The sequence below is a fragment of the Campylobacter concisus genome (assembly GCF_902460665.1).
Taxonomy (GTDB): Bacteria; Campylobacterota; Campylobacteria; order Campylobacterales; family Campylobacteraceae; genus Campylobacter_A; species Campylobacter_A concisus_AL.
Map to the genome: position 1 here is coordinate 82,504 of NZ_CABPUR010000003.1, position 26,005 is coordinate 108,508.

The 26,005-nt window shown below is 35.5% G+C and carries 27 protein-coding genes, 1 tRNA gene and 1 pseudogene; 5 read left to right on the forward strand and 24 right to left on the reverse strand.

Annotation, left to right across the window (positions count from 1 at the left end; genetic code table 11):
* Window positions 1–12 precede the first annotated feature (12 nt).
* The 7 genes from tmk to murA all read right to left on the reverse strand — a co-directional run bounded on the left by tmk (window position 13) and on the right by murA (window position 5,046).
* Window positions 13–600, reverse strand: coding sequence for a dTMP kinase (tmk, locus tag F3G66_RS07300; protein WP_149707653.1), 588 nt, complete (start codon window positions 598–600; stop codon window positions 13–15).
* A 1-nt stretch (window position 601) separates the two neighbouring features.
* Window positions 602–1,072, reverse strand: a complete 471-nt coding sequence (gene coaD, locus F3G66_RS07305) for a pantetheine-phosphate adenylyltransferase (RefSeq protein ID WP_012001782.1) — start codon at window positions 1,070–1,072, stop codon at window positions 602–604.
* Window positions 1,069–1,620 (reverse strand): UbiX family flavin prenyltransferase, encoded by a 552-nt coding sequence (locus F3G66_RS07310; protein WP_149707654.1) that lies wholly within the window; start codon window positions 1,618–1,620, stop codon window positions 1,069–1,071. The genes coaD and F3G66_RS07310 overlap by 4 nt, the downstream gene beginning before the upstream one ends.
* Window positions 1,617–2,423 carry a flagellar basal body P-ring formation chaperone FlgA gene (gene flgA / locus F3G66_RS07315; RefSeq protein WP_149707655.1) on the reverse strand — a complete coding sequence of 269 codons (807 nt, stop codon included), beginning with the start codon at window positions 2,421–2,423 and terminating at the stop codon, window positions 1,617–1,619. The genes F3G66_RS07310 and flgA overlap by 4 nt, the downstream gene beginning before the upstream one ends.
* Window positions 2,424–2,488: 65 nt before the next feature.
* Window positions 2,489–2,563 (reverse strand) — tRNA-Gly (locus F3G66_RS07320).
* A 51-nt stretch (window positions 2,564–2,614) separates the two neighbouring features.
* Window positions 2,615–3,775 carry a molybdopterin molybdotransferase MoeA gene (locus F3G66_RS07325; RefSeq protein WP_149707656.1) on the reverse strand — a complete coding sequence of 387 codons (1,161 nt, stop codon included), beginning with the start codon at window positions 3,773–3,775 and terminating at the stop codon, window positions 2,615–2,617.
* Window positions 3,776–3,777: 2 nt separating this feature from the next.
* The gene (murA, locus tag F3G66_RS07330; RefSeq protein ID WP_149707657.1) at window positions 3,778–5,046 is read right to left on the reverse strand and encodes a UDP-N-acetylglucosamine 1-carboxyvinyltransferase; all 1,269 of its coding nucleotides are present in this window, start codon (window positions 5,044–5,046) and stop codon (window positions 3,778–3,780) included.
* 140 nt (window positions 5,047–5,186) lie between these two features.
* On the opposite strand from murA, the gene F3G66_RS07335 reads away from it, so the two are divergent.
* The 3 genes from F3G66_RS07335 (at window position 5,187) to F3G66_RS07345 (ending at window position 7,278) form a co-directional block, all read left to right on the forward strand.
* Entirely contained in the window at window positions 5,187–5,867 is a 681-nt protein-coding gene (locus tag F3G66_RS07335) for an NlpC/P60 family protein (protein ID WP_072594208.1), read from the forward strand.
* Between the two features lie 107 nt (window positions 5,868–5,974).
* The gene (locus F3G66_RS07340) at window positions 5,975–6,784 is read left to right on the forward strand and encodes a ferritin-like domain-containing protein (RefSeq protein WP_149707658.1); all 810 of its coding nucleotides are present in this window, start codon (window positions 5,975–5,977) and stop codon (window positions 6,782–6,784) included.
* Entirely contained in the window at window positions 6,784–7,278 is a 495-nt protein-coding gene (locus tag F3G66_RS07345; RefSeq protein ID WP_149707659.1) for a SixA phosphatase family protein, read from the forward strand. The genes F3G66_RS07340 and F3G66_RS07345 overlap by 1 nt, the downstream gene beginning before the upstream one ends.
* A 9-nt stretch (window positions 7,279–7,287) precedes the next feature.
* On the opposite strand, the pseudogene F3G66_RS09825 reads toward F3G66_RS07345, so the two are convergent.
* The 17 genes and pseudogenes from F3G66_RS09825 to F3G66_RS07425 form a co-directional block, all read right to left on the reverse strand.
* Window positions 7,288–7,977: pseudogene (locus F3G66_RS09825) on the reverse strand (methyl-accepting chemotaxis protein); the annotation flags it as partial.
* A 572-nt stretch (window positions 7,978–8,549) separates the two neighbouring features.
* Entirely contained in the window at window positions 8,550–9,050 is a 501-nt protein-coding gene (locus tag F3G66_RS07355; protein WP_021091396.1) for a PAS domain-containing protein, read from the reverse strand.
* Window positions 9,051–9,071: 21 nt separating this feature from the next.
* Window positions 9,072–10,310, reverse strand: a complete 1,239-nt coding sequence (locus F3G66_RS07360; protein WP_103579980.1) for a type II secretion system F family protein — start codon at window positions 10,308–10,310, stop codon at window positions 9,072–9,074.
* On the reverse strand, window positions 10,307–12,058 hold the full coding sequence (locus F3G66_RS07365) for a GspE/PulE family protein (protein WP_087580060.1): 1,752 nt from the start codon (window positions 12,056–12,058) through the stop codon (window positions 10,307–10,309). The genes F3G66_RS07360 and F3G66_RS07365 overlap by 4 nt, the downstream gene beginning before the upstream one ends.
* A 9-nt stretch (window positions 12,059–12,067) precedes the next feature.
* Window positions 12,068–12,607: a hypothetical protein gene (locus F3G66_RS07370; RefSeq protein WP_149707661.1), complete on the reverse strand. Its 540-nt coding sequence runs from the start codon at window positions 12,605–12,607 to the stop codon at window positions 12,068–12,070.
* Window positions 12,604–13,482 (reverse strand): transformation system protein, encoded by an 879-nt coding sequence (locus tag F3G66_RS07375; protein WP_149707662.1) that lies wholly within the window; start codon window positions 13,480–13,482, stop codon window positions 12,604–12,606. Before F3G66_RS07375 ends, F3G66_RS07370 begins: the two co-directional genes overlap by 4 nt.
* Window positions 13,475–14,302, reverse strand: coding sequence for an ATP-binding protein (locus tag F3G66_RS07380; protein WP_149707663.1), 828 nt, complete (start codon window positions 14,300–14,302; stop codon window positions 13,475–13,477). The genes F3G66_RS07375 and F3G66_RS07380 overlap by 8 nt, the downstream gene beginning before the upstream one ends.
* A complete protein-coding gene (gene mshL / locus F3G66_RS07385) occupies window positions 14,295–15,815 on the reverse strand; it encodes a pilus (MSHA type) biogenesis protein MshL (RefSeq protein WP_084107949.1) in 1,521 nt (506 codons plus the stop codon). The genes F3G66_RS07380 and mshL overlap by 8 nt, the downstream gene beginning before the upstream one ends.
* Window positions 15,793–16,206 carry a hypothetical protein gene (locus F3G66_RS07390; RefSeq protein WP_149707664.1) on the reverse strand — a complete coding sequence of 138 codons (414 nt, stop codon included), beginning with the start codon at window positions 16,204–16,206 and terminating at the stop codon, window positions 15,793–15,795. The genes mshL and F3G66_RS07390 overlap by 23 nt, the downstream gene beginning before the upstream one ends.
* Complete coding sequence (locus F3G66_RS07395; protein WP_149707665.1) at window positions 16,206–16,853, reverse strand: pilus assembly protein PilO; 648 nt, start codon at window positions 16,851–16,853, stop codon at window positions 16,206–16,208. The genes F3G66_RS07390 and F3G66_RS07395 overlap by 1 nt, the downstream gene beginning before the upstream one ends.
* Complete coding sequence (locus F3G66_RS09645; RefSeq protein WP_223154237.1) at window positions 16,850–17,095, reverse strand: hypothetical protein; 246 nt, start codon at window positions 17,093–17,095, stop codon at window positions 16,850–16,852. The genes F3G66_RS07395 and F3G66_RS09645 overlap by 4 nt, the downstream gene beginning before the upstream one ends.
* A gap of 86 nt (window positions 17,096–17,181) precedes the next feature.
* Window positions 17,182–18,369, reverse strand: a complete 1,188-nt coding sequence (locus F3G66_RS07400) for a C4-dicarboxylate ABC transporter (protein ID WP_223154238.1) — start codon at window positions 18,367–18,369, stop codon at window positions 17,182–17,184.
* Between the two features lie 58 nt (window positions 18,370–18,427).
* Complete coding sequence (gene era, locus F3G66_RS07405; RefSeq protein ID WP_149707666.1) at window positions 18,428–19,297, reverse strand: GTPase Era; 870 nt, start codon at window positions 19,295–19,297, stop codon at window positions 18,428–18,430.
* Complete coding sequence (gene hslU / locus F3G66_RS07410) at window positions 19,294–20,616, reverse strand: HslU--HslV peptidase ATPase subunit (protein WP_149707667.1); 1,323 nt, start codon at window positions 20,614–20,616, stop codon at window positions 19,294–19,296. The genes era and hslU overlap by 4 nt, the downstream gene beginning before the upstream one ends.
* A gap of 8 nt (window positions 20,617–20,624) precedes the next feature.
* Entirely contained in the window at window positions 20,625–21,158 is a 534-nt protein-coding gene (gene hslV, locus F3G66_RS07415; RefSeq protein WP_002940451.1) for an ATP-dependent protease subunit HslV, read from the reverse strand.
* Entirely contained in the window at window positions 21,159–21,605 is a 447-nt protein-coding gene (rplI, locus tag F3G66_RS07420; RefSeq protein WP_054196623.1) for a 50S ribosomal protein L9, read from the reverse strand. It abuts the gene before it with no gap.
* Between the two features lie 25 nt (window positions 21,606–21,630).
* Window positions 21,631–22,854 carry an argininosuccinate synthase gene (locus F3G66_RS07425; RefSeq protein ID WP_149707668.1) on the reverse strand — a complete coding sequence of 408 codons (1,224 nt, stop codon included), beginning with the start codon at window positions 22,852–22,854 and terminating at the stop codon, window positions 21,631–21,633.
* Between the two features lie 201 nt (window positions 22,855–23,055).
* On the opposite strand from F3G66_RS07425, the gene F3G66_RS07430 reads away from it, so the two are divergent.
* Window positions 23,056–25,164, forward strand: coding sequence for a TonB-dependent receptor domain-containing protein (locus F3G66_RS07430; protein WP_149707669.1), 2,109 nt, complete (start codon window positions 23,056–23,058; stop codon window positions 25,162–25,164).
* Window positions 25,158–25,985 carry an alpha/beta hydrolase gene (locus tag F3G66_RS07435; protein WP_149707670.1) on the forward strand — a complete coding sequence of 276 codons (828 nt, stop codon included), beginning with the start codon at window positions 25,158–25,160 and terminating at the stop codon, window positions 25,983–25,985. The genes F3G66_RS07430 and F3G66_RS07435 overlap by 7 nt, the downstream gene beginning before the upstream one ends.
* Window positions 25,986–26,005 lie beyond the last annotated feature (20 nt).

The window sequence follows — 26,005 nt, forward strand, 5'->3', positions numbered from 1 at the left end:
TTTTTTGTGATTTTACTTAAAATTTATAAAATTTTCTATCTCTTTTGAAATTAGCTCTATGCTTTTAGATGCGTCTATAAAAAGCGTTTCAAAGCCATTTTTGATAAGAATTTGTTTCATTAGGCTTTGCACTTTTAAAAGATACTCCAGCCCACGAGCCTCGATCTTATCACTTGTGCCTCTTTCTATTAAGCGCGAGCTTATAAGCTCAAGACTTGCTTCAAAAAAGATGATCTTATCTGCAAATTTATCATTTAGCGCAAATTTATTAAGCTCTAAAAGCACGCTTTCATCTAAGTTCTCATCATTTGCTAAAGCATAGGCAATGCCTGAGATAAAGCCTCTATCGCTTAAAATGAGCCTGCTTAAATTTGGAGCAACCAGCTTTTCAAAATGCTCAGCCCTGTCGGCTAAAAAGAGTAAAATTTCAGCCCTTTTGCCTATTTTTATGTTTGAGCTTAGTAAAATTTCTCGCAAATTTTGACCAAGCTGCGTGCCACCAGGCTCTTTTGTGACGATGGCATCACTAAATTTAGAAGCTAAAATTTCTATCTGCGTGCTCTTGCCAACGCCGTCAATGCCTTCAAATAAAACATACATTTTACGCCTTTAAATTTTTTAGAATTTTTGCTGGCACCAGGTTGCTCACGTCGCCGTCGTGGCGCAAGACTGAGCGGACGATCGAGCTTGAGATAAAGGCGTTATTTAAGCTTGGCATAAGATAAACCGTCTCAAATTCGTCCCAAAGTGCAGCATTTGCGTAGCCTATTTGTAGCTCATACTCAAAGTCGCTAACCGCGCGGAGTCCCCTGATGACGGTGTTTATGCCGTGCGATTTAGCAAAATCAACAAGCAAGTTATCAAAGCCAAGAACGCTTACGTTTTTTAGCTCGCAAACTGCCTCTTTTGCCATTTCGATACGTTTTTCATGTGCAAACATCGGCTGCTTGCTATCACTTTTTGCAACTGCGACGATTACCTTGTCAAAAATTTTCGTAGCCCTTATGATAACGTCTAAATGGCCGTTTGTAATGGGATCAAATGTACCTGGATAGATGCAAGATTTTTTCAAATTTGCCACCTTTTGTAAAGATTATTTTCAATTTTTAAAGCATCAAGCCACTTGCCAATGATGAAATTTTCCATATCATGAAGGCTCTTTATGCCTGCGTAGTAGCCTAAAACTGGCGGTGCGATGATAGTTCCAAGAAATGAGAGAAGCTGCATCTGAGAAAGCGTGATCGTGGAAAACGGCATCTCTCTAACTCCCAAAACTAGCCTTTGTCTCTCCTTTAGCGCGACACTTGCGGCCCTTGTGATGAGCGTGTCACTTATGCCGTTTGCAACCTTTGCCAAAGTATTAGTAGAGCAGGGTGCTATGATCATAGCATCAGCACCAAATGAGCCAGAAGCCGGGCCTGAGCCAAGATCTTGGTCGTCATAAATTTTTACGCCAAGATCATCTAAATTTAGCTTCAAATTTTCCTCAGCTTCCAAAACCTTCATGGCATTTTTACTAACTATGACATGCGCCTCGCAACTATCTTTGGCTGCCTTGACAAGCTTTAAAAAGAGTCCAGCCCCGCTTGCTCCAGTGGCTGCAAAAACTACCTTTTTCATCTGATAACTGCCTCATCTTTGCCTGAAACTGTGGCCTGTAAAATTTTATTATCTTTTGTTCTTATCTTTATCATATCACCTAAATTTCCATCCTCAAGTGCCTTTACTTCAGCTATTATCTTAACGCCATCCTCGCTTAAAACTGCATTTAGCATTTGACCTTTTTTGACTAAGCTTATGGCGTTAAACTGACGCTTGGTTAAAATTTCACCGCTTTTTATCTGCACTTTTGTTATAAGAGCTAAGCTATTTGAGCTAGAAAGTGCATCTTTTGGCCATTTGCCAAACTCAATCATCGTTGGCAGATAGTCAAGTAGGCTTAAAATGTGGTTTGTATTCATTGAATTTATTGCTATGAAGGCTGGCATCTTAGCGTTAAAGCTAAATTTAAAATAGATACTTTTTAGACTCAGATCAACATCCTCAAATGATGCTCTAAATGTACCTTTTTGACTATTTTGATCACCTAAAAAGATATTTTTTAGGACGAGCTCTTTGAAATTTGCTGGAAGCTTATTTTGTGGGCTGATGCTAAGATCACTTATGCTGATACCAGGATATTCATCGCTAATTGATCTTAAAAATTGCATTTGAATCTCATCCATAATAGAGCAGTTTTTCACAAAGGCAACGCTTCCACCGCTTTTGTCATTATATGTTTTAAAATTTGCTGTTAGAATTTCATAGAGTTTTTTGCTATCTATCTTAGCAGCTCTTTTGCCCCCTAAGTTTAAAATTTCATTGTCTTCGCCTTCAAAGCCAAAAGTACTAAGTGAAATTTGATCATTTAGAACGCAATACATTGGATAAATGCTGACTTCATTTGCAAAAAGTTTTGTGGAAAATAAAAAAAAGAGTATAAAAAAGATGGAGCGGGAAACGAGATTCGAACTCGCGACCCCAACCTTGGCAAGGTTGTGCTCTACCCCTGAGCTATTCCCGCAGTTAAAATGAAGTCCGCATTCTATCAGATTGTTTTTCATTTGTCAAGATTTTATGGAAGTTTTATAAGAGAAATTTCACTATTTTGCAAAATTTCGCTTTGATCTGGGCTAGTTAAAAACATAAAAGTGCTTTTTAAAATATGATCTATCATGCCAGAGCCGTATTTTCCACCATTTGTTGCTATAAATTTATCATTTTCAATATTTCCAAAAATGGCATTGATCCTGCCTGATTTTACCTTTAAATTTTGTGCATTTGTAGCATTTTGCATCACAAAGCAATCCTCTTTTAAAAGAGGCAAAACAAGCATCATCATGCAAACATAAGCTGCCATTGGATTTCCAGGAAGGACAAAAATAAGTTTGCTATCTTTTTCATAAGCCTTGCAAGGTTTGCCAGGTCTTATATCAATATGTGAAAAAATTTCATTGTATCCAAGCTCGCTTAGAGCCATTTTCATAAAGTCAGCCTCACCAGCGCTTGCCCCACCAGAGCAGATAATAATGTCGTAATTTGTAGCATTTAAAAATGCCTGTTTGACAGCACTTAGCTCATCTTTTATGATGCCAAGATATGAGCTATCTTGTCCAATAGATCTTAAAAGTGCAGCGATGCCAAAAGCATTCGCATTGTAAATTTCATCCTCGCTTGCTCTTTGCCAAGGCTCGATGATCTCATTTCCACTTGAATAAATTCCAACACTAGGCTGTTTTTTTACATTTATAAAACTTATACCCTGTGCTGCTAACATCATTATGCCTCTAGTGTTTAAGACCTCACCACTTTTTAGCAAAATTTCACCAATCTTTACCTCTTCACCTTTAAAGCGATATCCATCACCTTTTTTAAGATTATTTGGTGCTTTTATAAAATTTCCATCAACAACACAATCTTCAATCTTTATGATAGTATCAGCACCCTTTGGCATCTTCGCGCCAGTCATTATCTTAACACACTCATTTTTGCCGATGCTTAGCTGCTCTTTATCGCCTGCAAAGGCACTTGCAACTATTTTATATGGCTTATCTTTATCTTCAAATTTCACAGCAAAGCCATCAAGCGCAGAGTTATCAAAACATGGTAAGTCTTTTACCGCCACTACATCATTTGCCAATGTTTTACCAAGAGTCATGCTAATAGGTAAAATTTCACTATCTGTTTTTAATTTGAATTTAGATTTAAGCGCATCTAATGCATCATTTAGTAGCATTTTTACTCCTCAAGCCTAGTAATATTTGCACCAAGGCCTTGAAATTTCTCTTCTAAATTTTCATATCCTCTATCAAGGTGATAAATTCTATGTACCAAACTTTCACCATTTGCTATAAGAGCAGCTAGTATCAGCGCTGAGCTTGCTCTAAGATCTGTTGCCATTACATCGGCTGCGTTTAGCTTAGCTGGTGCATAAACACTTGCGATATGTCCGTTTAATTTAATATCCGCTCCCATTCTAGCAAGCTCGCTAACGTGCATAAAGCGGTTTTCAAAAAGTCTCTCATCTATCGTGCTAACACCATTTGCTGCAAGGCAAAGCGCCATAAATTGAGCTTGCATATCTGTTGGAAAGCCCGGATACTCAGTGGTTCTTATCTCTACTGGTTTTATCTCTTTTGCTGGCAATATCGTGATCTTATCGCCGTCTACTTCGATACCAAAGCCCATCTCTTCAAATTTATTTAAAATGGCTGTCATGTGTGCAGCATTTGCCTTTGTGACTGAAATTTTGCTATTTGTTATAGCTCCAGCACAAAGATATGTGCCAGCTTCGATCCTATCAGGGATGACTTCAATATCGCAAATTTCAAGCAATTTTTGGCCACTTCCGGTTATCTTTAGCTCACTTGTACCGATGCCCTCTATTTTAACGCCACTCTTAGTCAAAATTTCACAAATTTGCACCACTTCAGGCTCAAGTGCTACGTTAAAAAGCTCTGTTGTGCCGTGCGCTAGAGCTGCAGCCATGATGATATTTTCGCTGCCAGTTACGGTGATCTTATCAAAAACGATCTTTGCGCCTTTTAGGCCATTTGGTGCTGTTGCAATGACGTAGCCTTGCTTTATTTCGATATTTGCTCCCATTTTTTCAAGCGCATTTAGATGCAGATCAATAGGTCTTTGTCCGATCGCACATCCTCCAGGTAGGCTCACTTCGCAGTGGCCAAAACGTGCAAGAAGCGGTCCAAGAGTTAAGATAGAAGCGCGCATTTTTCTAACGATATCATAGTTTGCAGTCGTCGAGCTTACACAGCTTGTGTCTATGCTTAGTGAGTTTTTATCTTTAAATTCGCACTTTGCTCCTAGGTTGGTTAGCAGTTGGCAAAGTGTTTTTATATCAGCGACATTTGGGATATTTGTTAAATTTACACTTTTTTTTGCAAGTAAGGTTAGGGCGATGATCGGTAGAGCAGCATTTTTGGCACCGCTTATTTTTACTTCGCCACTTAATTTGGCATTTCCTTTTATCTTTAAATAGTGCATCATTGTTTTTTGCCTTAAGAAAATATGTTTTTTGCCGATATTATATTGCTTTTTAACTTAGAATAAAGAAAGCAAAGCACTATTTCCGGTTCATTTACGTTTAAAAGTTAAAATTGCAAACACTAAATTTTTTGGATATAAATATGTCAAATTCAATAAATAAAAAAATCTTTTTTATACTTAGCATTATATTTTTTACAGGTTGTTCTTTTACTTCTAATCAACCGACAACTCCGCAAAATGAAACAAATCAGACCGTAACTTCAAGCGTTGATTTTAGCGAGCAAATGATTGGCGAAATCATAGATGAAGATAATGATAGAGAAGATAAAAAATTTGGTTCTTTTTTTAAAAAATACCTAAATACAAGAGCAGGTGGTGATTGCTCAGGATTTGTTTCTATCGTAAATGCAAAGTATCAAAATATGTATTTTGATGAAAAGACAATAAATCGCTACTACGATAATGGCGGTAGAAAGTCAAAAGCGATCTATAATTTTTATGAAAGTAAAAATTTAATTACTCATAAAAATCCAAAAATAGGCGATCTTGTATTTTTCTCAAATACTCTTGGCAAGGGTGTTCAGAAAAATAAAGATAAGAAAAATATCACTCATGTTGGCATAGTTACGGCTGTTCTTGGCGATGAGACGGTAAAATTTATACATAATTCTGGCGGAAAGATAATTCATAGCTATATGAATCTAAAACAAAAAAATGTGCATCTAAAAGGAAATCAAGAGATAAATAGTTATCTTGTAAGATGTTCAAATTCAAGTTGCTTGGCAGCAAATAGATTTGCTGGATATGGCAAAGCAAAATAAACAGGAATTTTTACTAAAAACCTTTTAAAACAAACACTAGGCTCAAATTTTAAGCATTATTTATATAAATTTACACTTGTAAATACAGATTTATATAAAGAGAAAATATGAATTTTTTTGATGAAATTTGGGAAATTTTAAATGAAGGCGAGATTGGGCTTAAATTTTTAAAATTTGAGCTATTTTATGAGAAATTTAAACGAGATTTTAATATAAATTTTTGTGAAAGCTCTAAACCAAACGAGCTAATAACGCCAAGCTATGCAAAATTTTGTGAAGTAGTTAGCATGAAAGAGCTAAACAAAAAAGTAAAGCCAAAGGATAAAAATTTAAATTTTATCCATTCGGTAGCTCATATTGAATTTAGTGCTATTGACATCGCGCTTGATGCTTGTTATAGATTTAGAAATTTGTCAAGAGAATTTTATGAAGACTGGCTAGAAGTAGCTGAAGATGAGATCAGACACTTTTGCATGATAGAAAATTTGCTCTTAAAGCGTGGCGGTAGATACGGCGAGTTAAGTGTGCATGATGGGCTTTTTATCGCACTTCAAAAGACTTCAAGTAGTCTAACTAGCCGTATGGCGCTACTGCCAAGATATATGGAGGCAAATGGGCTTGATGCAAACGCTCATATTATAAAAAGGCTTGAAGGCGAGGGTGAAAATGAAGAGCTCATTGAGTGCCTGAAAGTCATATTAAAGGAGGAAGTCTCTCATGTTTATAAAGGCGATAAATGGTTTAAATTTGCTTGCAAAAAAGAGGGTATTGACGAAAATAGCTACTTTGACATTATCTTAAGTTTGTATCCAAATTCATTTAAAAATGTTAGAGAGATTAATGAACAAGATCGCTTAAAAGCTGGTTTTAGCAAAGAAGAGCTTTGCTTGATAAAGAATTTCTCAAAGGAGAGATAGTGAGTAAAATTTATTTCATAAGACATTCAAAAGCGGTTGATGAGAATAAGGACGGAGCAAAAGATGCCTTAAGGGAGCTTAGTCAAAAAGGCAAAGAAGACGCTAAATTTATGGCAAATAGACTAAAAATGTATGATGTGATGCCAGGGGCTATCTTTTCAAGCAGTGCTAGAAGGTGCGAGCAAACGGCAAAGATTATTGCTAAAACTTTAAAATTTAAAGAAGAGACCAGTCTTATAGATGAGCTTTATGATATAAGTTTTGAAGATCTTTTAAAATTTGTTAAAAATATAAATGAGAGTTTGGATGAAATTTTTATCATCACGCACAATCCAAGCATAACTGAAATTTGCGAGTATTTAAGCGATTCATCAATAGATAATATCCCAACTTCTGGAATATTTTGCGTTGAGTTTGGATGTAAATTTAGTGAGTTAAAAGAGGGTGGTGCAAAAGCGTTATTTTTTGACCACCCCAAAAAACATCAAAGATAATTTAACACTTCAGTTTTTATCTTTAAAAATTTCGTTATATGAAGTAAAAATTTGCTCGCTTAGATCTTCTATTTTCTTAGACTTATCAACAAAATAATTCAAATTTTGTTCGTTGTAGCCAGAGGCTGACTTCTCGAGCAAGAGTTTGATTTCATTATTTAGCGACGATGTAAGCTCTTTTGACTTATCAAAATTTTTATTTTGCTTGTGTTCGCTTATACTCTCGTTCTCATACCAATCTAGCAGACTTTGCGCTAAATCACGTATTTCCTCACTATATCCTTGTTCGTTTATAAGATCAGAGTACACTTTAGTTTTGTAAGCGATTTGCGAAATTTTTGCGATTATAGCAAAGGTTTTATTTTCGACATATTTTGATGTTTGAGCAGTATTTTGTGCGTTTGCATTAAACTCGCTCAATACCTTTTTGAAATTTTCTACATTTTGTGTAGTTAATTTAGAAATTTCATCGATTTTTTTAGAATTTTCATCAATATCATTTACCTCTTGCTGAAGTGTTTTTATATTGACTTCTATGTCGCTTGCAGCTTTTTGTGTATTTTCAGCTAGTTTTCTTACCTCATCAGCAACTACCGCAAAACCACGTCCGTGCTCTCCTGCACGAGCAGCTTCAATGGCGGCATTAAGAGCAAGCAGATTTGTCTGATCGGCAATATCTTTTATTAAATTTAAAATAGAGCTTATTTCAGAAACCCTAGTGCTTAGCATGCCAGTAGCATTTGAGCAGCTTTGTACTAGACCATCAAGCTCTCCCATGTTTTGACTAAGCTCGACGATATTTGACATATTTTCTTTTGCTATTTGTGCAGTTTGTTTAGCATCTGTTGCTGTTTGGCTTAAATTTTTGATACTTTCATTTAGATCATCTCTTACATAATTTATACCATTTATACCGTTTCCAAGTTTGTCAAGCTCGCTTGATAGAAGACCTCTAACCTTGCTTTTTTGGCCGTCTTTTATGCCTGTGACACCCTTGCTCATAGATATGGCATTTCGTTTAAATAAACCCCTAAACCCTTCTACAAATATATTTCTATATGTTTTTGAGTTTTGTGCAGCTTGGACTGAGGTTGAAATTTCACGTTGAAGCGCCTCAACTTGATCTAATAAATCATTTATGCCAAGGGCGACTTCATACATCTCGTCCTTTTCTCCAACATTTACAATGCGAGGCTCTAGTATGCCATTGCTTGCCGATTTGACAACACTTAAAATCTCATTTATTGCATTTGATTTTTTCTTAAACATATCTAGAGCCTTTGTAAGTTGTTTATAAATTCATCATAGCTTGTTGATTTTTCTTCCAAAAAATTAAATAAATATTTTTTAGATGCTTCGATACCGCCATCTCGTTCTAGCTCAAGTAGTTTTGCATAAAGTGGTTTTATGATCTCTATCGCTTTTGCATTTGGCTTACGTCTAACAGAATAGTAACCAACGATATTATCTTGTTGATCAAGTGAAGCTGTGATATTACCAAATACCCAGTAAAATCCACCATTGAGAGTTTTATTTTTAATAAAGGCAAAAATTTCCTCTTTATTTTGTATGCGTTCCCAAAGTAGCTTGAAAATAACTCTTGGCATATCAGTGTGCCTTATTATATTGTGCGGTTTTCCCAAGAGATCACCTTGTTTTACTCCTACGATATTTAAAAAAGGCTCGTTGCAATAAGTAATCCTTCCTTTTGTATCTGTTTTTGAAACTAAAAATGCGTTCTCATCAACGCCATATTCTCTTTCTATAGGCATTTTACTCCTTTAAATGTTGATTTAATTTTTAACAGCTTTTGCCATATCCCACATTGGCATAAATATACCAAGGGCGAGCAAAAGCACCATAGCTGCGATAAATATTAGTAGTATCGGCTCAATATAGTTTGAAATATTATCAATAATATCATTAAATTTCACTCTATAATAATCAGTAACTTTTTGTGTCATGTCATCTAAGCTACCACTTTGTTCGCCAGCACCTATCATTTGTATAAGCATACCCTCATAAAGCCCAGTTTGCCTAAAGGCCTCGGTTAAGCTTATGCCACGGCCAACCAGTACTTTTACGGCAGTTAGCTTATTTCTTATGTCTTGATTTGAAACAGTTACAACAGCAGTATCAAGTGCATCAGCGATAGGAAGTCCTGCACGAACAAGCTCTGTAAAGATTAGATTAAATCTACTCATATTTGCAAAAAATATTATCTTACCCACAAGATAGACTTTTAGTAGGTATTTATCGACCTTATCTCTAAAATTTTCATCATTTGAATATTGCCTTTTTAGCAAAAAAGCAAATGCGACAAGAACAACTATTATGTATATACCATAATTGCTCATTATGTATTCAATGTTTAGTAAAATTTTAGTAGGAAGCGGTAGGTCTGCATTAAGCTGGCTAAAAATTTCTCGAAATTGTGGAACAACTGATGTCATAAGCACAATAAAAGCCAAAATTATAGAGCATATTACGGTTATTGGATACCTTATGGCTTTTTTAAATTTTTGCTGGTTATCCCAGACTTCTTGCAAGATAGCAGCTAGCTTTGATAATGCGTCAGCCATATTACCAGTACTCTCTCCAAGCCTTACCATAGCAACAGTGACATCGCCTAGCTCTTCTTGAAAATTTTCTATACTTTGAGTTAAGCTCGCACCTTGATTTAGGTCTTCGTCTAGCGTTTGAAATATTGTTTTTAGCCTTTTATCCTCAGTAGCATTTGCTGTCTCTTTTATGCCATCATGTATTGATATACCAGCATTAGTCATAACGCTAAGTTGCCTTATGGTAGCAACAAGAGCTGGAATTTTTACTTTTGAAGAAGAGAAAATTTTGTTAAATTTTTCTTGCAAGTCCAAAAAATCATTGTTAATGCTTGAGACCTGAGTTTCTTTTATCTTTACTATCATGCCTTGAATATTTGCACGATTTTTTACATCATTTTTACTATTGGCCTTTAGGCTCATCTTTTGGCGTTTGCCATCTTTTATATATTCTATTTCGTAAAATTTCATATCTTGGCAACTCTATATACTTCTTCGATCGTTGTTACACCATTTGCTGCGCGTATAACACCATCATGGAACATATCTATAAAGCCTTCGTCATAGGCAGCCTTTTTAAGCTCTTCTTTTGAAGCGTTGTTTGCTACGATACTTGCTATATGATCGCTGATAGATAATATTTCGCTTATCATTTCACGCCCTAGATATCCGGTTTGTGAGCAGTGCTGGCAACCTACGCTTTTATAAAATTGATAATCTTCAGGAAGAAATTTCTTAATCTCATCAAGAGCTTTTTGAGATAGCGTGACTTTTTGTTTGCAATACGGACAAAGCTTTCTTACAAGCCTTTGAGCCTCTATGCAAACTAATGCACCACTTACTAGATATGGCTCAATGCCCATATCAACCATACGAGGCAAAGCGCTAATAGCGTCATTTGTATGAAGTGTAGAAAAAACCAAGTGGCCAGTTAGTGCCGCTTGAATAGCGATTCTAAGTGTCTCTTGATCTCTGATCTCACCTATCATGATAATATCTGGATCTTGCCTTAAAATAGAGCGCAGAGCCGAGATAAAAGTAAGCCCAGCCTTCTCATTGACATGTACTTGTTGGATCATATTTAGCTGATACTCGACCGGATCTTCAACAGTTATGATCTTGGTTTTTACACTTTTTATATCATTTAATGCACCATAAAGTGTAGTCGTTTTTCCTGATCCTGTCGGACCAGTAACTAGTATGATGCCATAAGGCGCTTTCATACTCTTTTTAAACTTAGCAAAGTTATCTGGATGCATACCAAGGTCTTCAATGTTTATGATAACTTTTGATTTGTCCAAAATTCTTAAAACTATGCTTTCGCCATTTAAGATAGGTAGCGTAGAGATACGAAAATCGTACTCTTTATCTAAAATTTGAGCTGAAAATCTACCATCTTGTGGGCGACGGCGCTCCGCGATATCCATATTGGAAAGTAGCTTCATTCGGCTTACCATCGGCGGATAGATATCTTTATCAAATATAAATGTCTCACTTAGCATACCATCTATTCTACTTCTTACGATACAGTTTGTCTCGGTTGGCTCGATGTGAATATCGCTTGCTCTGCTTTGAATAGATGTTTTTAAAATTATCTCAATTAGCTTTAAAATTCCAGAGCTTTCTGTGCTTTGTCCTTGACTGCTAGAGCTTGAAAGCTCTTTTCTGATCTCTGTAATAACGTCCTTTATGCTTTCATTAAGAGCTATTTTATTTATATATTTTTCTATCTGGGCTGGATCTGCGCAAGCTACTTTTAATAGCTTTCTGTTAAATAAATTTTGAACTTTATCCTGAATGATCACGTCAAAAGGATTTTTAAAAGCTACATAAACGCTTATCTCGTCTTCTTTTACAGGGATCGCATTATATGATTTTAGCTGCGAGGTGCTTAGTTTTTCACTGATACGGTAGTCGATATCTATATCATCAAGATCAAAAAATGTGATTTTAAATTTATCACATACATATTGAATAAAGCGCTTTTGATCTATCTGAAGGCTAGTTGAAATTTCATCAATGTCAGTGTGTCCTCTTCTATAAATATCAGATAGAATTTCAAAAAAAATCTCTTCTTCTAGCATATTTTCTTCAAGCAAAATAGCCAAAAGACTTTTTTTATTTATCTTTTTTATCTCTATAATCTTTAAAATTTGCTCATCATTTAGTTTATTAAGTTGCTCTAATGTTTTTAGCGTTAAATTTTCTAAATTATTCATCTCTTCTCTTTATCTATACTCAATCTGCGAAGTAAGATCGTCATTTTTAAAAATTTTTAAAATCATTTTTGCAAAATTTGGGCTAACGATTGTACTAAGTTCATATCTTGTGTCTGAATTTGGCTCTTCAAAAATAAATACGCCAAGCTCCTCAACGTATTCTTTTTTGACAAATTTATCAAATATAAATGAAAGAATGTAATCGCTCTTTGGAAGTCTAATATAGCTTATATCAGCCCCATCCAAGATAGCATGAAGCAGTAACTTTTTTTTAAGCAATATATCTGCAAAATATGCTGCATTCTCTCTTGAACTTTGCGTTTTTGATAGTTTACTTGCTGGAAGAGCGAGCCTATCTATATCATTTGTTTTTAAGCAAGATATGCCAAAGATATTAAGAAATTCTTCATTTTGTGAATCTTTTAAAAGATCTTGTATTTTTTGATTACAAATTTTAGGATATTCAGCTTTTTCAAAATAACTTTTAATGTCAGCCGTCCCAAACGCAAAGGCATTTAATGATAAAAATATAACAAGCAAAAATTTCACAACGTATCACTTTTTATCTTATTTATTAGCTCATTTATCTCGGGCTTATTTTTATTTTTATTATATTCTTCTAATACACGCAATGCGTCATCTTTTTGTTTTAACATATATTTTGCCTTAGCAAACATAACCCAAGACTCCTCAATACTACTATCTAAATTATTTGCCGATAGTGCCCATTTTATAGTGTCGCTATATCTTTTGTCTTGATAGCATCTTCTTGCTATTTTAAGGGCGATTTCTGGATTTTTATTTTTATTAAAATTTTCTTTTAGTATAGAAATTTCATTGTTTTCACTTGAAATTTGAATATCAATTTTTGGCTTTGCCTTTGGTTCTAATTCTATTATCTCTTCATTTGGTAGAGGCTGTTCATTTTGTATATTTTCATTTTCAGTTGGTAGATTTAGCTTTAGCCAACCGCCACCACTTCTTTGTTTTTTATCTGATGCCTGCTCTTTATTATCTTCATTTAGTTTTATGGATTGTTCTAGCTTTTTAGCTATTTTCTCAGCAAGCTCATCTTGTTTTTTATCTGATTCAAACCTCTCTTTTGCCTGCTCGCTTTTTTGTTTGCCATCTTCTAAAATATTTTTGCTGACATTAGTTTCAGCAAAGGTTATATTTTTTTCTTTTATATCTGTTTGTATTGTCAAATTTTTCTCAATTAAAGTTGGAGTACTAGTTGTCTCTTTTTTGTTTTTAGCATTTGAGAAAAATAAAAAAGCACCAAAGATAAAAGCAATTAGCAAGATCGTAATTATTAAAAGACCTAGCTTTTTATGTGATAATAATTTTAAAAGGCTATTTTTATTCTTTTTTTCGTACTCTTCATAGAGCTTTTCTAGTCTTTGAATTTCTTGTAATTCAAGCATGAATTATTCCTGTATCAAGTGCAGACATTGTCAAAATTTTAATATTTACGTCCTCGCTACTTAATTTTGATGGCTGATTTTGTTCGTAATATTCACAAATTTCATAAAATTTATACATAATTTTATTTAGTGTGCGTAGATTTCCGCAACAAAGCTCATAGGCTTTGTCATAGTCTTTTTTCTGAAAATTTAGGTATTTATCGTAGCCTTTTTGTCCTATTTTTCTTTGTAAATAAACTATGATTTCATTCGTGTTTGCACTTCCAAGCTCTATACTCTCCCAAATTCTAGTTTGAAAATAGTCTTTTGCTAACACATCTTCATTTTCAGTTTTATGAATCGTAAATAGAAATTTAAATAATCTTGTATCGGCCATTAGCCTTATTTTTTCGATCAATTCAGTAGGATAAAGTTGTGCTTCATCCAAGATAACGACTATTTGATTTTGTAAAATTTCATCTTTATTTTTAAATTCTTTTGAGTAGAGTGCAACAAAACTTTCAAAATTATTTATATTATCAAGTTTATTTCCGTATATATCTTCACAAAGAGCTTCTATAAATGTAGCCTCGCTAAAAAAAGGATGTGGGAAAAAAATTAATTTTTTATCCTTTTGAAGATCAGAGGCTATCTTGTTTAACAAAAAGGTCTTTCCGCTGCCGGGCTTACCATAAAAAAGTATAAGTTTTAATGGCTTTTTTAGAGCCGAGACGATCTTATTGTAACAAGTGATCGAGTTATCTAGATTAACAAAATCAGCTACTTCGTCTTCGTTGATAAAGATATCTTTTATATCTGTATAAATATTCTTGTTATTCATAGATCGTTTTAGAAAAACCTAAGTCTTTTAATGATTGATTAAGTGGCTTTTTTTTGTCAAAATCAACTACATGAGGAGTGATAACAAAGATAAGCTCCGTTGTCTTTATGTTGTCTCTTGTGCTTTTAAAGACGCCACCTATAAGTGGGATGTCAGAAAGAAGAGGTACAGAAGTATTATTTTTACCCTTTGTCTGGCCTATTAATCCACCAAGAATAATAGTATCACCGCTATCAACTTGAACGACAGTTGAGAGTTTCTTTTGTACTGTATCTGGAGCGATCTCTCTTAACGCATTTTGTCTCGTATCGTCTTCAGCATATTTGAAGTTACTAAGCGATGGATTGATTCGAAGCATTATTTTATTATTATCAGAGACTTCTGGTAATAGATTTAATAATATGCCAATAAAAACAGAGTATTGTTTGTAAGTGGTTGTCAACCTATCGCTATTGCTGTTTCCATTGTCAGTCTTTTGTTGAACGCGGTAGTTTATGTTATCACCAACTGAGATTAGTGCTTGCTGATTATTAAGTGTTGTTACTTTTGGACTTGATATAACCTTTGTCTTTCCATTTGTTTCAAGAAAATTTATCATTCCATCAAGGCTGAAATTTAAATTAGCTGCAATATTTAATGTACGTCCAAATCCATCACTTAGGCTATTTCCTTTATTTGTCCAAGTAGCACTTGAGCTCGGATTGTTTCTTGAATTACCAATGTATGTATTAAATCCAAGTTCAAATTTACTCCAATCAACGCCTTGTTTGTATTCATTATTTAATTCAACTGAAATAATAGAAACATCAATAATTACTTGTTTTTTTAGTCTTTTTTGCATTTCATCTATATATTTCTCGACACGCTTAAGTTGAGAAGGAGTGGCCGTAACAGTGATAAGTCCCGCATTTTGGTTTATAATAGGATCAGGTGCTGTAATATGTTCGCTACTATTATTTAAAATAGCTTTAAGCTCAGCATCTAGTTTTTCCCAAAAGTCAAACCTTTCAGTAGTTTTTATAAGGTTGCTTGAGCCTTGGGAACTATCATCTTGGGAATTATCGCTACTACTTGAACCACTAGAAATTTCAGATGGAGTAGCATCCACTGAAGCTTGGGTGACAGCAGTTCCTTCTCTAATAGAAGTTATATAATCTAGTTTAAAAATTTGAGTTTTTAAAGATGAAATTTTTAATACATTATTTGAAAACTCGTAGCTTAAATTTTTCTCACTTAAAAGCAGGTCAAAAACTTCGCTAAGACTCATATTTCTGATATTAACGCCAAAAACTTTATCTTTTAGTTCTGTCTTGCTATAAGTATCCTTTGCAACAATGCTAAAGTTACACATCTCTGAAAGCTGATTTAACACATCTACTAGCGCAACATCATCTGAAATTTTCATATTAAAATTCTTGCTTAAACAACTACTCTCATTAGCACTAGCATAATTCATATTTAAGCAAAATAGTGCACCTATTATTAATATTTTATTTAATTTTAATCTCAACATTTTTACTTCCATTTTTTAAAATTAGCTCTTGTTTTTCATCGCCTTTTACTAAAAAAACACTATTTCTAGTAATATTGGCTATTTTGTAACCATCAACAATATCACCGACAGCATACCACTTGGAATCAATATTTGCTTTATTTAATAAAATTGCTTTTAAACTAAGCCCTTTTGAAGCCTGAGGAGTAATTGATAAATTTTGATCTGTTATCGTCTTGATAGGTTCTTGTTTAAAAGGATTTTTTATGCTCGAAAGCTCAATATCGCTAAGACCGCTTCTTTTTTCCTTTATTTTTTCAAAAATTTTATCATAAGAGTCCATTTCCTCTTGAAGCTGATTAGCAAAAGTAATATTTAAAAAGAAAAAAGCCAATAAAATTTTTATTTTCATTAGTATTTCATCCCCCAAACAGATATTGAGATCTTAGCGCCAAGCTCTTTTTGGGTAGAATTTACATCCATTTTATGAAGATCAACTACCAGCTTTGATTCTTCAAGACCATTTATATATGAAAGCATATCTTTAAAACCTCCCAAAAATGTCAAGTCAATATTTAAAATTTGCTCAATTTTTTGGAAATTTGGCTCTTTTATATCGCTTTTTAACTCTAAAATTTTTATATTATTTTGCTTCGCTAAAGATACGATATTGTCTAAGAAATTTGCCCAATTTTGATCGTTAAATAATAAAAACGATAGTTCTTTTAGCTTTGAGTCAAAATGAGCATTAAATTTTAAAACACTAGAGTATTTGCCTTTAAGCGCTTCAAGTATTTTGGACTCTTCATTTATTTTAAAATTTTTATCCCCACTAGGTGAGCTGGTCGATCTTAAATAATCTCTTGTTCTTGTAAGATCATTGCTAATTTTAGTATGTGCATTAAGTCTTTCATCATAAAAATCTTGCGACGGATCAAAGCAAAGCATATAAACAATATAAATAATAATTAAAGCTGAACCCAAAAAAATTATATTTGTTTCACTTTGTTTTTTTGCGTCAAAATACTTATCTATTTTACTTAAAACATCTTGTCTCATTGTCTAATCTCTATACTTATATTACTTTCATACTCGTTGTTTTGCCTATCTTCTTTAATTTTTTTTGTATTTACTGAATATTTAGGCATCTTGCTAATATCTTTTATTAGCTGCGTAATCCTTTTTTCATTATCGCTAACAACCGTTACAGTTAAATTTTTATCGTTGTTTTTAATATTTGTTATAAAAACGCTATTGTTGTTTATCATATCTGTAATTTCAAAAAGATTTAAACCTTTCATTACGTAATGATCTTTTTTGTTTTCAATTTCTTGAAGCAATCCTTTTCTAAAATTTAACTTCTCTTCCTCTTTATCAGTTAATCCTTTTATATCGTTTTGCTCTTTTTTAGTCTTTCAAGAGTACTTCTTATTTGTGCTGCTTGTGCATTAAGCACATCAAGCTCATCACTTAGCTTTTGCGAATCTGCTTCTAAAATACTGCCAGCTATATAATTATAAAGAGGATAGGACATGCTTAGGCAAAAAGCAGTGGCACATGTCAGTATAAATTTACCGCTTTTTCTTTTTGTGAATGGATCAGGTCTAAGCAAATTTGAGAAGTTAAAATCGGCATTAAAGGCCTCTTTTTTGTAAAAATTTGCATACAAAGCCATCATATTATACCGTTCGCTAATGGCTAAATTTTTAGAATTTATTACAGTGCTTGTATTTAATTTCGTAGCATTTGTTCCAAGTTTTGTATTGATAAATTTCTCCAAACGCTCTATTTTATAGTCGCAGTCAATATAGATATTTTTTATATTTATGCTATAGATTCTATTGACAACATTTATCGTATCATTTACGTAAAATATATAGTCCTCAAAAACAGTATTTAGATCGTAGCTAAAGCCTTCTTCATTGCTATCTAAAAGTCCTCTTGTCTTTAGGATGTCTAAAAAGCTTTCTAGGCTTACTCTTTCGCCGCTTTGCTCTATAAATTTATCTTTTAGATAATTTAGTGTGTATCTTAAACCTCTTGATGTAAGGTATTCTCCATTTACATAAATGCTTATAAATGCTTCATCGGCCCTAAATGTCAAAAAACAATCACTCTGAGTGCTAGGAAGTAAGCCCTTTTTATAGATAGCACTATATAAGAGTGGCTCTACAACGACATAATCTATAAAAGGTACTCTTTTAGAAATATTTTTAAAAATTTTATTTATAGTTTCGTTTGTAGCAATAAAAACATTAAAAATTCTATCTTCTTTTTCAACATTGCTTTCAAAATAAACTATTTTATAGTCAATCGCAGGATCAAGAGAGAGCTCTTCGTAAATTTTGATCGAGATATTATTTTCAATATCCTCATCATCTATTGTTCTTGAGATGTTTATGGTAGCTGTTATTATATCTTTGTACTCGATATAAGATATAAAGAAGTCTCGCTTGAGAATATTCTTTGAAAGACTTAGCGTATCGACATTGCTATTAGAAAATCTAAAACCTTCATATTCATAAGGATCTAGTGTAACGATTGGATTATCGTTAATTTTTCTAAGCTTTAACATAAAATTTACCTCATAATGCTCTAATTGGGCTGTATTTTAATATTTTTACAATAAAAAATCAATAACCAATTATTTTATTAAGGCTCTTTTCTTCTTTACTCCAGCCTTTTTTAACGACTACATCGAGCTTTAAAAAGACCTTTGATCCGGTTAAATTTTGTATTAACTTTCTTGCAAAAATTCCTATTCGTTTTATCGTTTCACCATTCTTACCGATGATCATACTTTTATGAATTTCACGCTCAGTGATGATACTTGCAAAAATTTCAGTAATGCCAGGTTTTTCTTTTACGCTTTTTATGATCGCATCACTAAGATAAGGGATCTCGTCACTTAAATTTTCATATATCGCTTCTAGTATAAATTCTCTAAAAATTTCTTTTTCATTTGTCGGCGTGAGAAATTCTGGATCGTAAAAATATTCATGCTCTGGCAAAAGCTTGCAAATTTCATCAAGAAGCGGCTTTTTATAGGTTGGCTGCTTGGTGCTAAAGGTAAGCAAAGCTGTAAATTTATCTTGAAATTTTTGATATTGGGTGATCTTTTCTAATACTTTAGCGTTTGAGCTCTCATCGACTTTTGTTAGCACTAAGATATGTGGTTTTTCAGGATTTAGAGCTAAAAATTTTTCATAGTCACTTGTATCATCATGAATAGGCGCTAAAAATACGATGAGATCGCAGTCTCCCATCGATTTTATCGCTTGGCTGATTAGTAGTTGATTTATCGCCTTTGTGCTCTCGTGAAGTCCTGGCGTGTCGGTGAAGATGATCTGATCTTCACCGTTCATTACTATACCATTTATCTTTCTGCGGGTTGCATTTTGCTTGTGCGAAACAATGGCGATCTTTTCGTTTAACAAAGCATTTAAAAACGAGCTTTTGCCAGCATTTGTGCGTCCTATGATGCTAACAAAGCCTGATTTCAAAGTATATACCTCGCTAGGTCTTGATCTTCGACCACGTCTTTTAGGCGCTCTTTTACAAGCTCTTTTGTCACATTTATCTTCTCGCCGCTCTTTTCACTAGCCTCAAAGCTGATATCTTCTATCACACGCTCGATCACTGTATGAAGGCGTCTGGCACCGATATCTTCCATCTTTTCATTTGCAGCATGAGCGATCCTTGCTATCTCTTTTATCGCTTCATCGTCAAATTCTAGTTCAACATTTTCGGTTGAGAGTAGGGCGATGTATTGCTTTAAAAGCGAATTTTTTGGCTGAGTTAAAATTTGATAAAGCGCATCTTCATCAAGGCTATCAAGCTCGACTCTTAGTGGGAAACGACCTTGAAGCTCTGGGATGAGATCGCTTGGCTTGCTTATGTGAAAGGCGCCAGCTGCGATAAACAAAATGTGATCTGTCTTTAAATTTCCAAATTTAGTATTTACATTTGAGCCCTCAACGATAGGCAGCAAGTCTCTTTGCACGCCTTCTTTGCTAGGATCTTGTCTGTTTGAGCTACCTGAGCCAACGGCCACTTTATCGATCTCGTCTATAAAGATGATGCCCTCGTTTTCAGCTCTTCTTAAAGCTTCAGTTTTTACGCTCTCAAGGTCTAAAATTTTATCATTTGCCTCGCTTTGAAGGGCTTTTTTAGCGTCTTTTACCTTCATCTCTTTTTTGATGTTTTTGCCACCGATGCCAATTATCTTTATAAAGCTCTCTTGCATCTGCGCCATATCAGGTGGCACGTTTGAGCCAGCCTCAAGCGGGTTTTGCTGTACCTCGATCTCAATATTTAGCTCGTCAAGCTCGCCGTTTCTTAGCCTATTTAACATCTTGTCATAGCTCTTAGCGTACTCTGCTTGCTTCTCCTCGCTTGCTCCTTTTGGTAATGGTGGCAGTAGCTTTGAGACGATCTTTTCTTCGATGTAGGCGTTGATTTTATCTTGATTTTTTTCACTTTGCTCGTTTTTTACGAGATTATATGAGGCCATGGCAAGGTCTCTTACCATACTCTCAACATCACGGCCAACAAAGCCAACCTCGGTATATTTGCTAGCCTCGACCTTGATAAATGGTAGTCCCATCATCTTTGAAAGACGCCTTGCGATCTCAGTTTTACCAACGCCAGTTGAGCCGATCATCAAGATATTTTTTGGCATGATGTCATCTTGCAAGCTCTTTTCAAGCTTCATGCGGCGGTAGCGGTTGCGAAGTGCGATCGCTATAATCTTTTTGGCGTCCTTTTGACCGATCACATAGTCATCTAAAAATTTAACAATTTCTCTTGGTGTTAAGTTCATTTTCTCTCTTATTCTAAAACATAAGTTTTGATGTTTGTATTTGTATAGATGCAAATTTCACCGGCGATCTTAAGGCTCTCTTTGACTAGCTCTTCTTCGTCGATATCGGCAAATTTATCTAAGGCACGGGCTGCTGAGAGAGCGTAGTTGCCGCCACTTCCGATAGCTGCTATCTTGCCATCTTCTGGTTCTACAACATCTCCAGTACCACTAAGTAAGAAAATTTTATCCCTATCAAGCACAAGCATCATCGCTTCAAGCTTTCTTAGATACTTATCTTTGCGCCACTCTTTACTAAATTCTATAACCGCCTTTAGCAAATCGCCCTTTGTATGCTCTAAATTTTTCTCAAACATATCAAAAAGGTTAAACGCATCAGCAGTGCTGCCGGCAAAGCCAGCTAGGACTTTGCCGTTATGAATTTTACGAATTTTTACGGCATTGCCTTTTAAGACGGTGTTACCAAAGCTCACCTGTCCGTCGCCGCCGATGACCGCTTTATTTTTACCTTTGTAGGCTAAGATGGTTGTTGCATGAAACATCTATTCTCCTTGCACATCAACCTTCAAACTTGCATTTATCGAGTGTCCAAGCTTTACATGAACGTCATAAAGGCCGACTGCTTTTAGGTGAGTGTCCATGTCGATCGCTTTTTTCTCGACAACTAAATGATGCGTTTTTTCAAGCTCTGCTGCGATCTCTTCTTTTGAGACTGAACCAAAAAGCGAGCCATTTGCGCCAAGAGTTTTTTTGATGACAACTGTAACTTTTTCAAGCTCTTCTTTTAGCTTTTCTAAATTTGCAATCTCATATTTTAGCTCTTCGGCCTTTCTTTTTTGGGCTGCTTCATATTGGCGAAGAACGTCTGGAGTAGCTGCTTTTGCAAAGCCTTTGCCGATTAAGAAGTTATTGCCATAGCCGTCTTTTACCTCTTTTATCTCGCCAGCTTTACCAAGCGCCTTTACATCTTTTATTAATAATACTTTCATTTCTTTCCTTTTTAAATTTTATCTTTTAGTCAAATTTTCGTCCATTTTTACGTGCGATGATGAAGCGAAGTGCATTTAGTTTGATAAATCCTTCTGCATCTTTTTGGTCATAAACGCTGTCTTCTTCAAATGTGCAGTATGCCTCGCTAAATAGATTATCATTTTTACTGCTTCTGCCAAGGATAGTCACGTTGCCTTTATAAAGCTCAACTTTAACTGAGCCATTTACGTGTTCTTGACTCTTGTCGATGAGAGCTTGGAGCATATTTCGCTCAGGTGACCACCAGTAGCCGTTGTAAACTAGCTCGGCGTATTTTGGCATGATCTCATCTTTTAAGTGAGCTGCGCCGCGGTCAAGCGTGATGCTCTCGATCGCTCTGTGAGCTTTTAGCATTATCGTGCCGCCAGGAGTTTCGTAGCATCCGCGACTCTTCATACCAACTGAGCGGTTCTCTACGATGTCAAGTCTGCCTATACCGTGTTTTGCGCCAAGGCGGTTTAGCTCGGTTAAAATTTCAGCTGGGCTCATTTTTTTACCGTTTATGCTTACTGGATCGCCTTTTTCATAGCCGATCTCGATGATCTCGCTCTTATCTGGAGCATCTTTTGGGCTTACTGTCCATCTCCACATATCATCTTCTGGTGCATGACTTGGGTCTTCAAGTACTAGACCTTCGTAGCTTATGTGAAGTAAATTTGCGTCCATTGAGTATGGGCTTTTGCCTGGTTTTTTAGTGATATCTATGCCGTTTTTCTCAGCATATGCCAAAAGTTTTTCGCGGCTATTTAGATCCCACTCGCGCCATGGAGCTATAATAGTTAGGTTGTCGCCGAGCGCGTAGTATCCAAGCTCAAAGCGAACTTGGTCGTTGCCTTTGCCTGTTGCTCCGTGGCTCACGCCATCAGCACCAACAAGTCTTGCGATCTCGCTTTGGCGTTTTGCTATTAGTGGGCGCGCTATCGAAGTGCCAAGCAGATACTCGCCCTCGTAGACTGCATTTGCTCTAAACATTGGAAACACATAATCACGTACAAATTCTTCTCTTAAATCTTCTATAAAAATATTTTCAGGCTTTACACCAAGTGCTAAGGCTTTTTTGCGTGCAGGCTCTAGCTCTTCGCCTTGGCCAATGTCAGCTGTAAATGTGACTACTTCGCAGTTATATTCATCTTGAAGCCATTTTAAAATGATACTTGTGTCAAGTCCGCCAGAGTATGCTAAAACCACTTTTTTTACGCCTTTTTTCATAGCTCTTCCTTTTGTTAAAATGGTCGTATTTTAGCCTAAATTGATTAATTTTTAATAAACTAATTTAATAAATAATGTAAGTTTTTTTTAGAAAATTTTATAAAAAAGATTACTATTTAAAATTATGATAATTAATATTGTTTTAAAAGATACTTCGCTAAATTTCAAACTTTTTCAAATTAAATTTTTAAAAGGATAGTCGTGAGAAAAACAAAATTTATTGCCATCTGCCTTAGCGCTTGCGTGGCAAATTCGCTCTTTGGAGCAGAGCATAAAGACAATAACGAAACAAGGCTTGATGGTGTTGTAGTAAGTGCGAGTGGCTTTTCGCAGCAGATCAAAGAGGCTCCTGCGAGCATAAGCGTGATAAGCGGCGATGAGCTTACAAAAGATAGCTTTACTTCGCTCCACTCTATCGCTCAAAAGGTGCCAGGCGTAAATGTCGTCGGTGGCGAGGATGGTCCAGCTAGCGGTATCTCGATACGTGGCATGGAGAAGTCTCAAACGCTAGTTTTGATTGATGGCAAAAGAGTAAATTCAAGCAGCGCAAATCCAAAGGGCGGAGCAGGGGATATGAACTCAAATTTCATCCCACCAGCTGAAGCGATCGAGCGTATAGAGGTCATCCGTGGGCCTATGAGCTCGCTTTATGGTAGCGACGCGGTTGGAGGCGTTATAAATATCATTACCAAAAAGGACTTTTCAAAATTTAGTGGCAACGTCGGTATCTCAACCACGTTAAACACGCATAAAGGTATAGGCGATGGCAGGCAAGGTGACTTTTATCTAAATTTACCTCTTTATAAAGACCTTTTTGCACTCCAGCTTTGGGGCTATAAAAAGCTAAGAGACGAAGATGGCTACATCGGTGGCTATCAAAAGAGTGATAAGAGAAATTTAAGCGCAAAACTTTGGATCACTCCAGATGAACACAATAAATTTTTTATCCTTGGCTCAAACGAAAGGCATGATTATTCAAAAACGGTTGGCAAATCAGCCGATCCAAACCCAAGAAGAAGACCATTAGATAATTATGACTACGAGAAAAAGAGCTATGGCGTGGGCTACCTTGGTGAATTTGATAACCTAAATGCCGATATCAGCTACATTTATGATCAGACACAAAGAACGAGCCTTTTTGATAGCCTCATACCTGCAAAAGCCAAAAATCACAACTTTAACTCAAAATTTACAACCTTTCTTGGTGCTCACGCACTAACTTTTGGCTATGACTTTAGCAAGCAAAATGTCGGCACGACCTTCATCGTCTCAAACGCCTCAAGAAACGGCTTAAAAGATCCAAAGACCTACTCGATGAGCGAGCATGCAGGATTTATCGAGGATGAGTGGCAAATTTTAGATGAAAAGCTATTTTTAACACTTGGCTCAAGGCTCACGCACAACGAATTCTTTGGCAACCACCTCTCACCAAGAGCCTACCTAGTCTATAACGCCACAGATACGCTAAGCTTAAAAGGTGGCGTAGCGACTGGCTATAAAACACCAGATGTCAATCAAATTTCTCCAGAAGTAGGCACTATTCAAGGTGGCTGGACGATAGTTGATTTTGGTAATAAAGATCTAAAACCAGAAAAGAGCACGACTTATGAAGTTGGGGCATATTATGACAATCAAGCTGATTTTAGAGGCTCGGTAACGCTTTTTAGAAATGAATTTAAAGATAAAATCCTAGACACTGACGGCAGTAATGTAAATAAAATCCCAGCTTTTGGCGCTTGCCCAGCAAGGACAAGGGTAAAAACAGTCGGTTGCCCTGGCTGGGGAACTTACTTTAACATTGAGGGTGCGACCGTTTGGGGTGTGGAGCTAAGTGGCGATTATGATATTCTTTCAAATCTAAATTTAAGCTCAAACTACACTTATAACAAATCAAAGATAAAAACTGGCGACCCAACGATAAACACGCCAAATGGCCCTATGAAATTTAGCCAAACAGGGCTTAACAGACTTGATGGCAAAAGCCTAACAGCAACGCCAGAGCATGTATTTCACGCTACGCTTACATATAAGCCTATAAAAAGCGTCAAGACATTTTTTGGCACAAACTACGAGAGTAAGCTAACGAGCGTAAATTTTGGTGCTGGCAACAAAGTAAGAGAGAACACAAAAGACCTTCTCACCTTCGATACAGGCGTCAGCTGGGACGCAAACAAGCACCTAACTCTTAGCCTAAATGCTTATAATATCTTTGATAAAGTAAGATACGATGAGTCGCTTGTGGGCGATACATACTACTTTTATCCGCAAGAGGGCAGGAGATTTTGGTTTAAGGTCGCTGCAAAATGGTAAGAGCGTTTAAATTTTTGCTTTTTACGCTTGGTGTGACGCAGACTTTGCACGCAGGACCTAGCCAAACGCCTGAGCCACTTAGCCAAAAAGCTGCTAGTAAATTTGAAATTTCAACCTTTAAAATGAGTGCAAATGATAAAATTTATAAAATTTTTACAGCCAAGCTGAAAGGGCAAAATGAGTTTAAAAATGTGCTTTTCTTACTTGATGCAAACGCCCAGTTTAACATGCTTTTAAATGAATTTGATGGTAAGGCTGCACCACTAATAATAGGCATAGGATATGACACAGACAAAAGCTATGAGGTAGAAAAACGTACAAGAGACCTCACGCCAAAGGCAGAGGGTGAGGAGTTTAGCAAAGGTGGTGGCGCTGATGCGTTTTACCGCTTTTTAACTAAAAATTTAGTGCCGCTAATTGATGAGAAATTTAACGTGCAAGATAGCCAAAAAAGCCTTTATGGACACTCTTTTGGCGGGCTTTTTACGCTCTATGCCTTACTAAAAAATGATGGCGTATTTTCAAATTTCTTTATCGCTTCGCCATCTCTTTGGTGGGGCGAGTCTGAAATTTTAAAGCAAAATGTGAGCGAGGGTAAAATTAAAGAGAAACTAAAAGCTAAATTTGTCTTTCTTAGCGTTGGCGAGCTTGAAAAGAGAAAGGACAAGACTGACAAGCCTGGTACTTTAAAGGCGAGCGATTTGGCACAAATTTTAAAGCAAAGTGACGTAAATTCTCACTTTGAGTTTTACAAAGGGCAAACGCACGGCAGCGTCATACCTCTAAATTTAAAAGAGCTTTTAAAATATCTAAAGGATTAAAAATTTAAGGCTATTTTTGT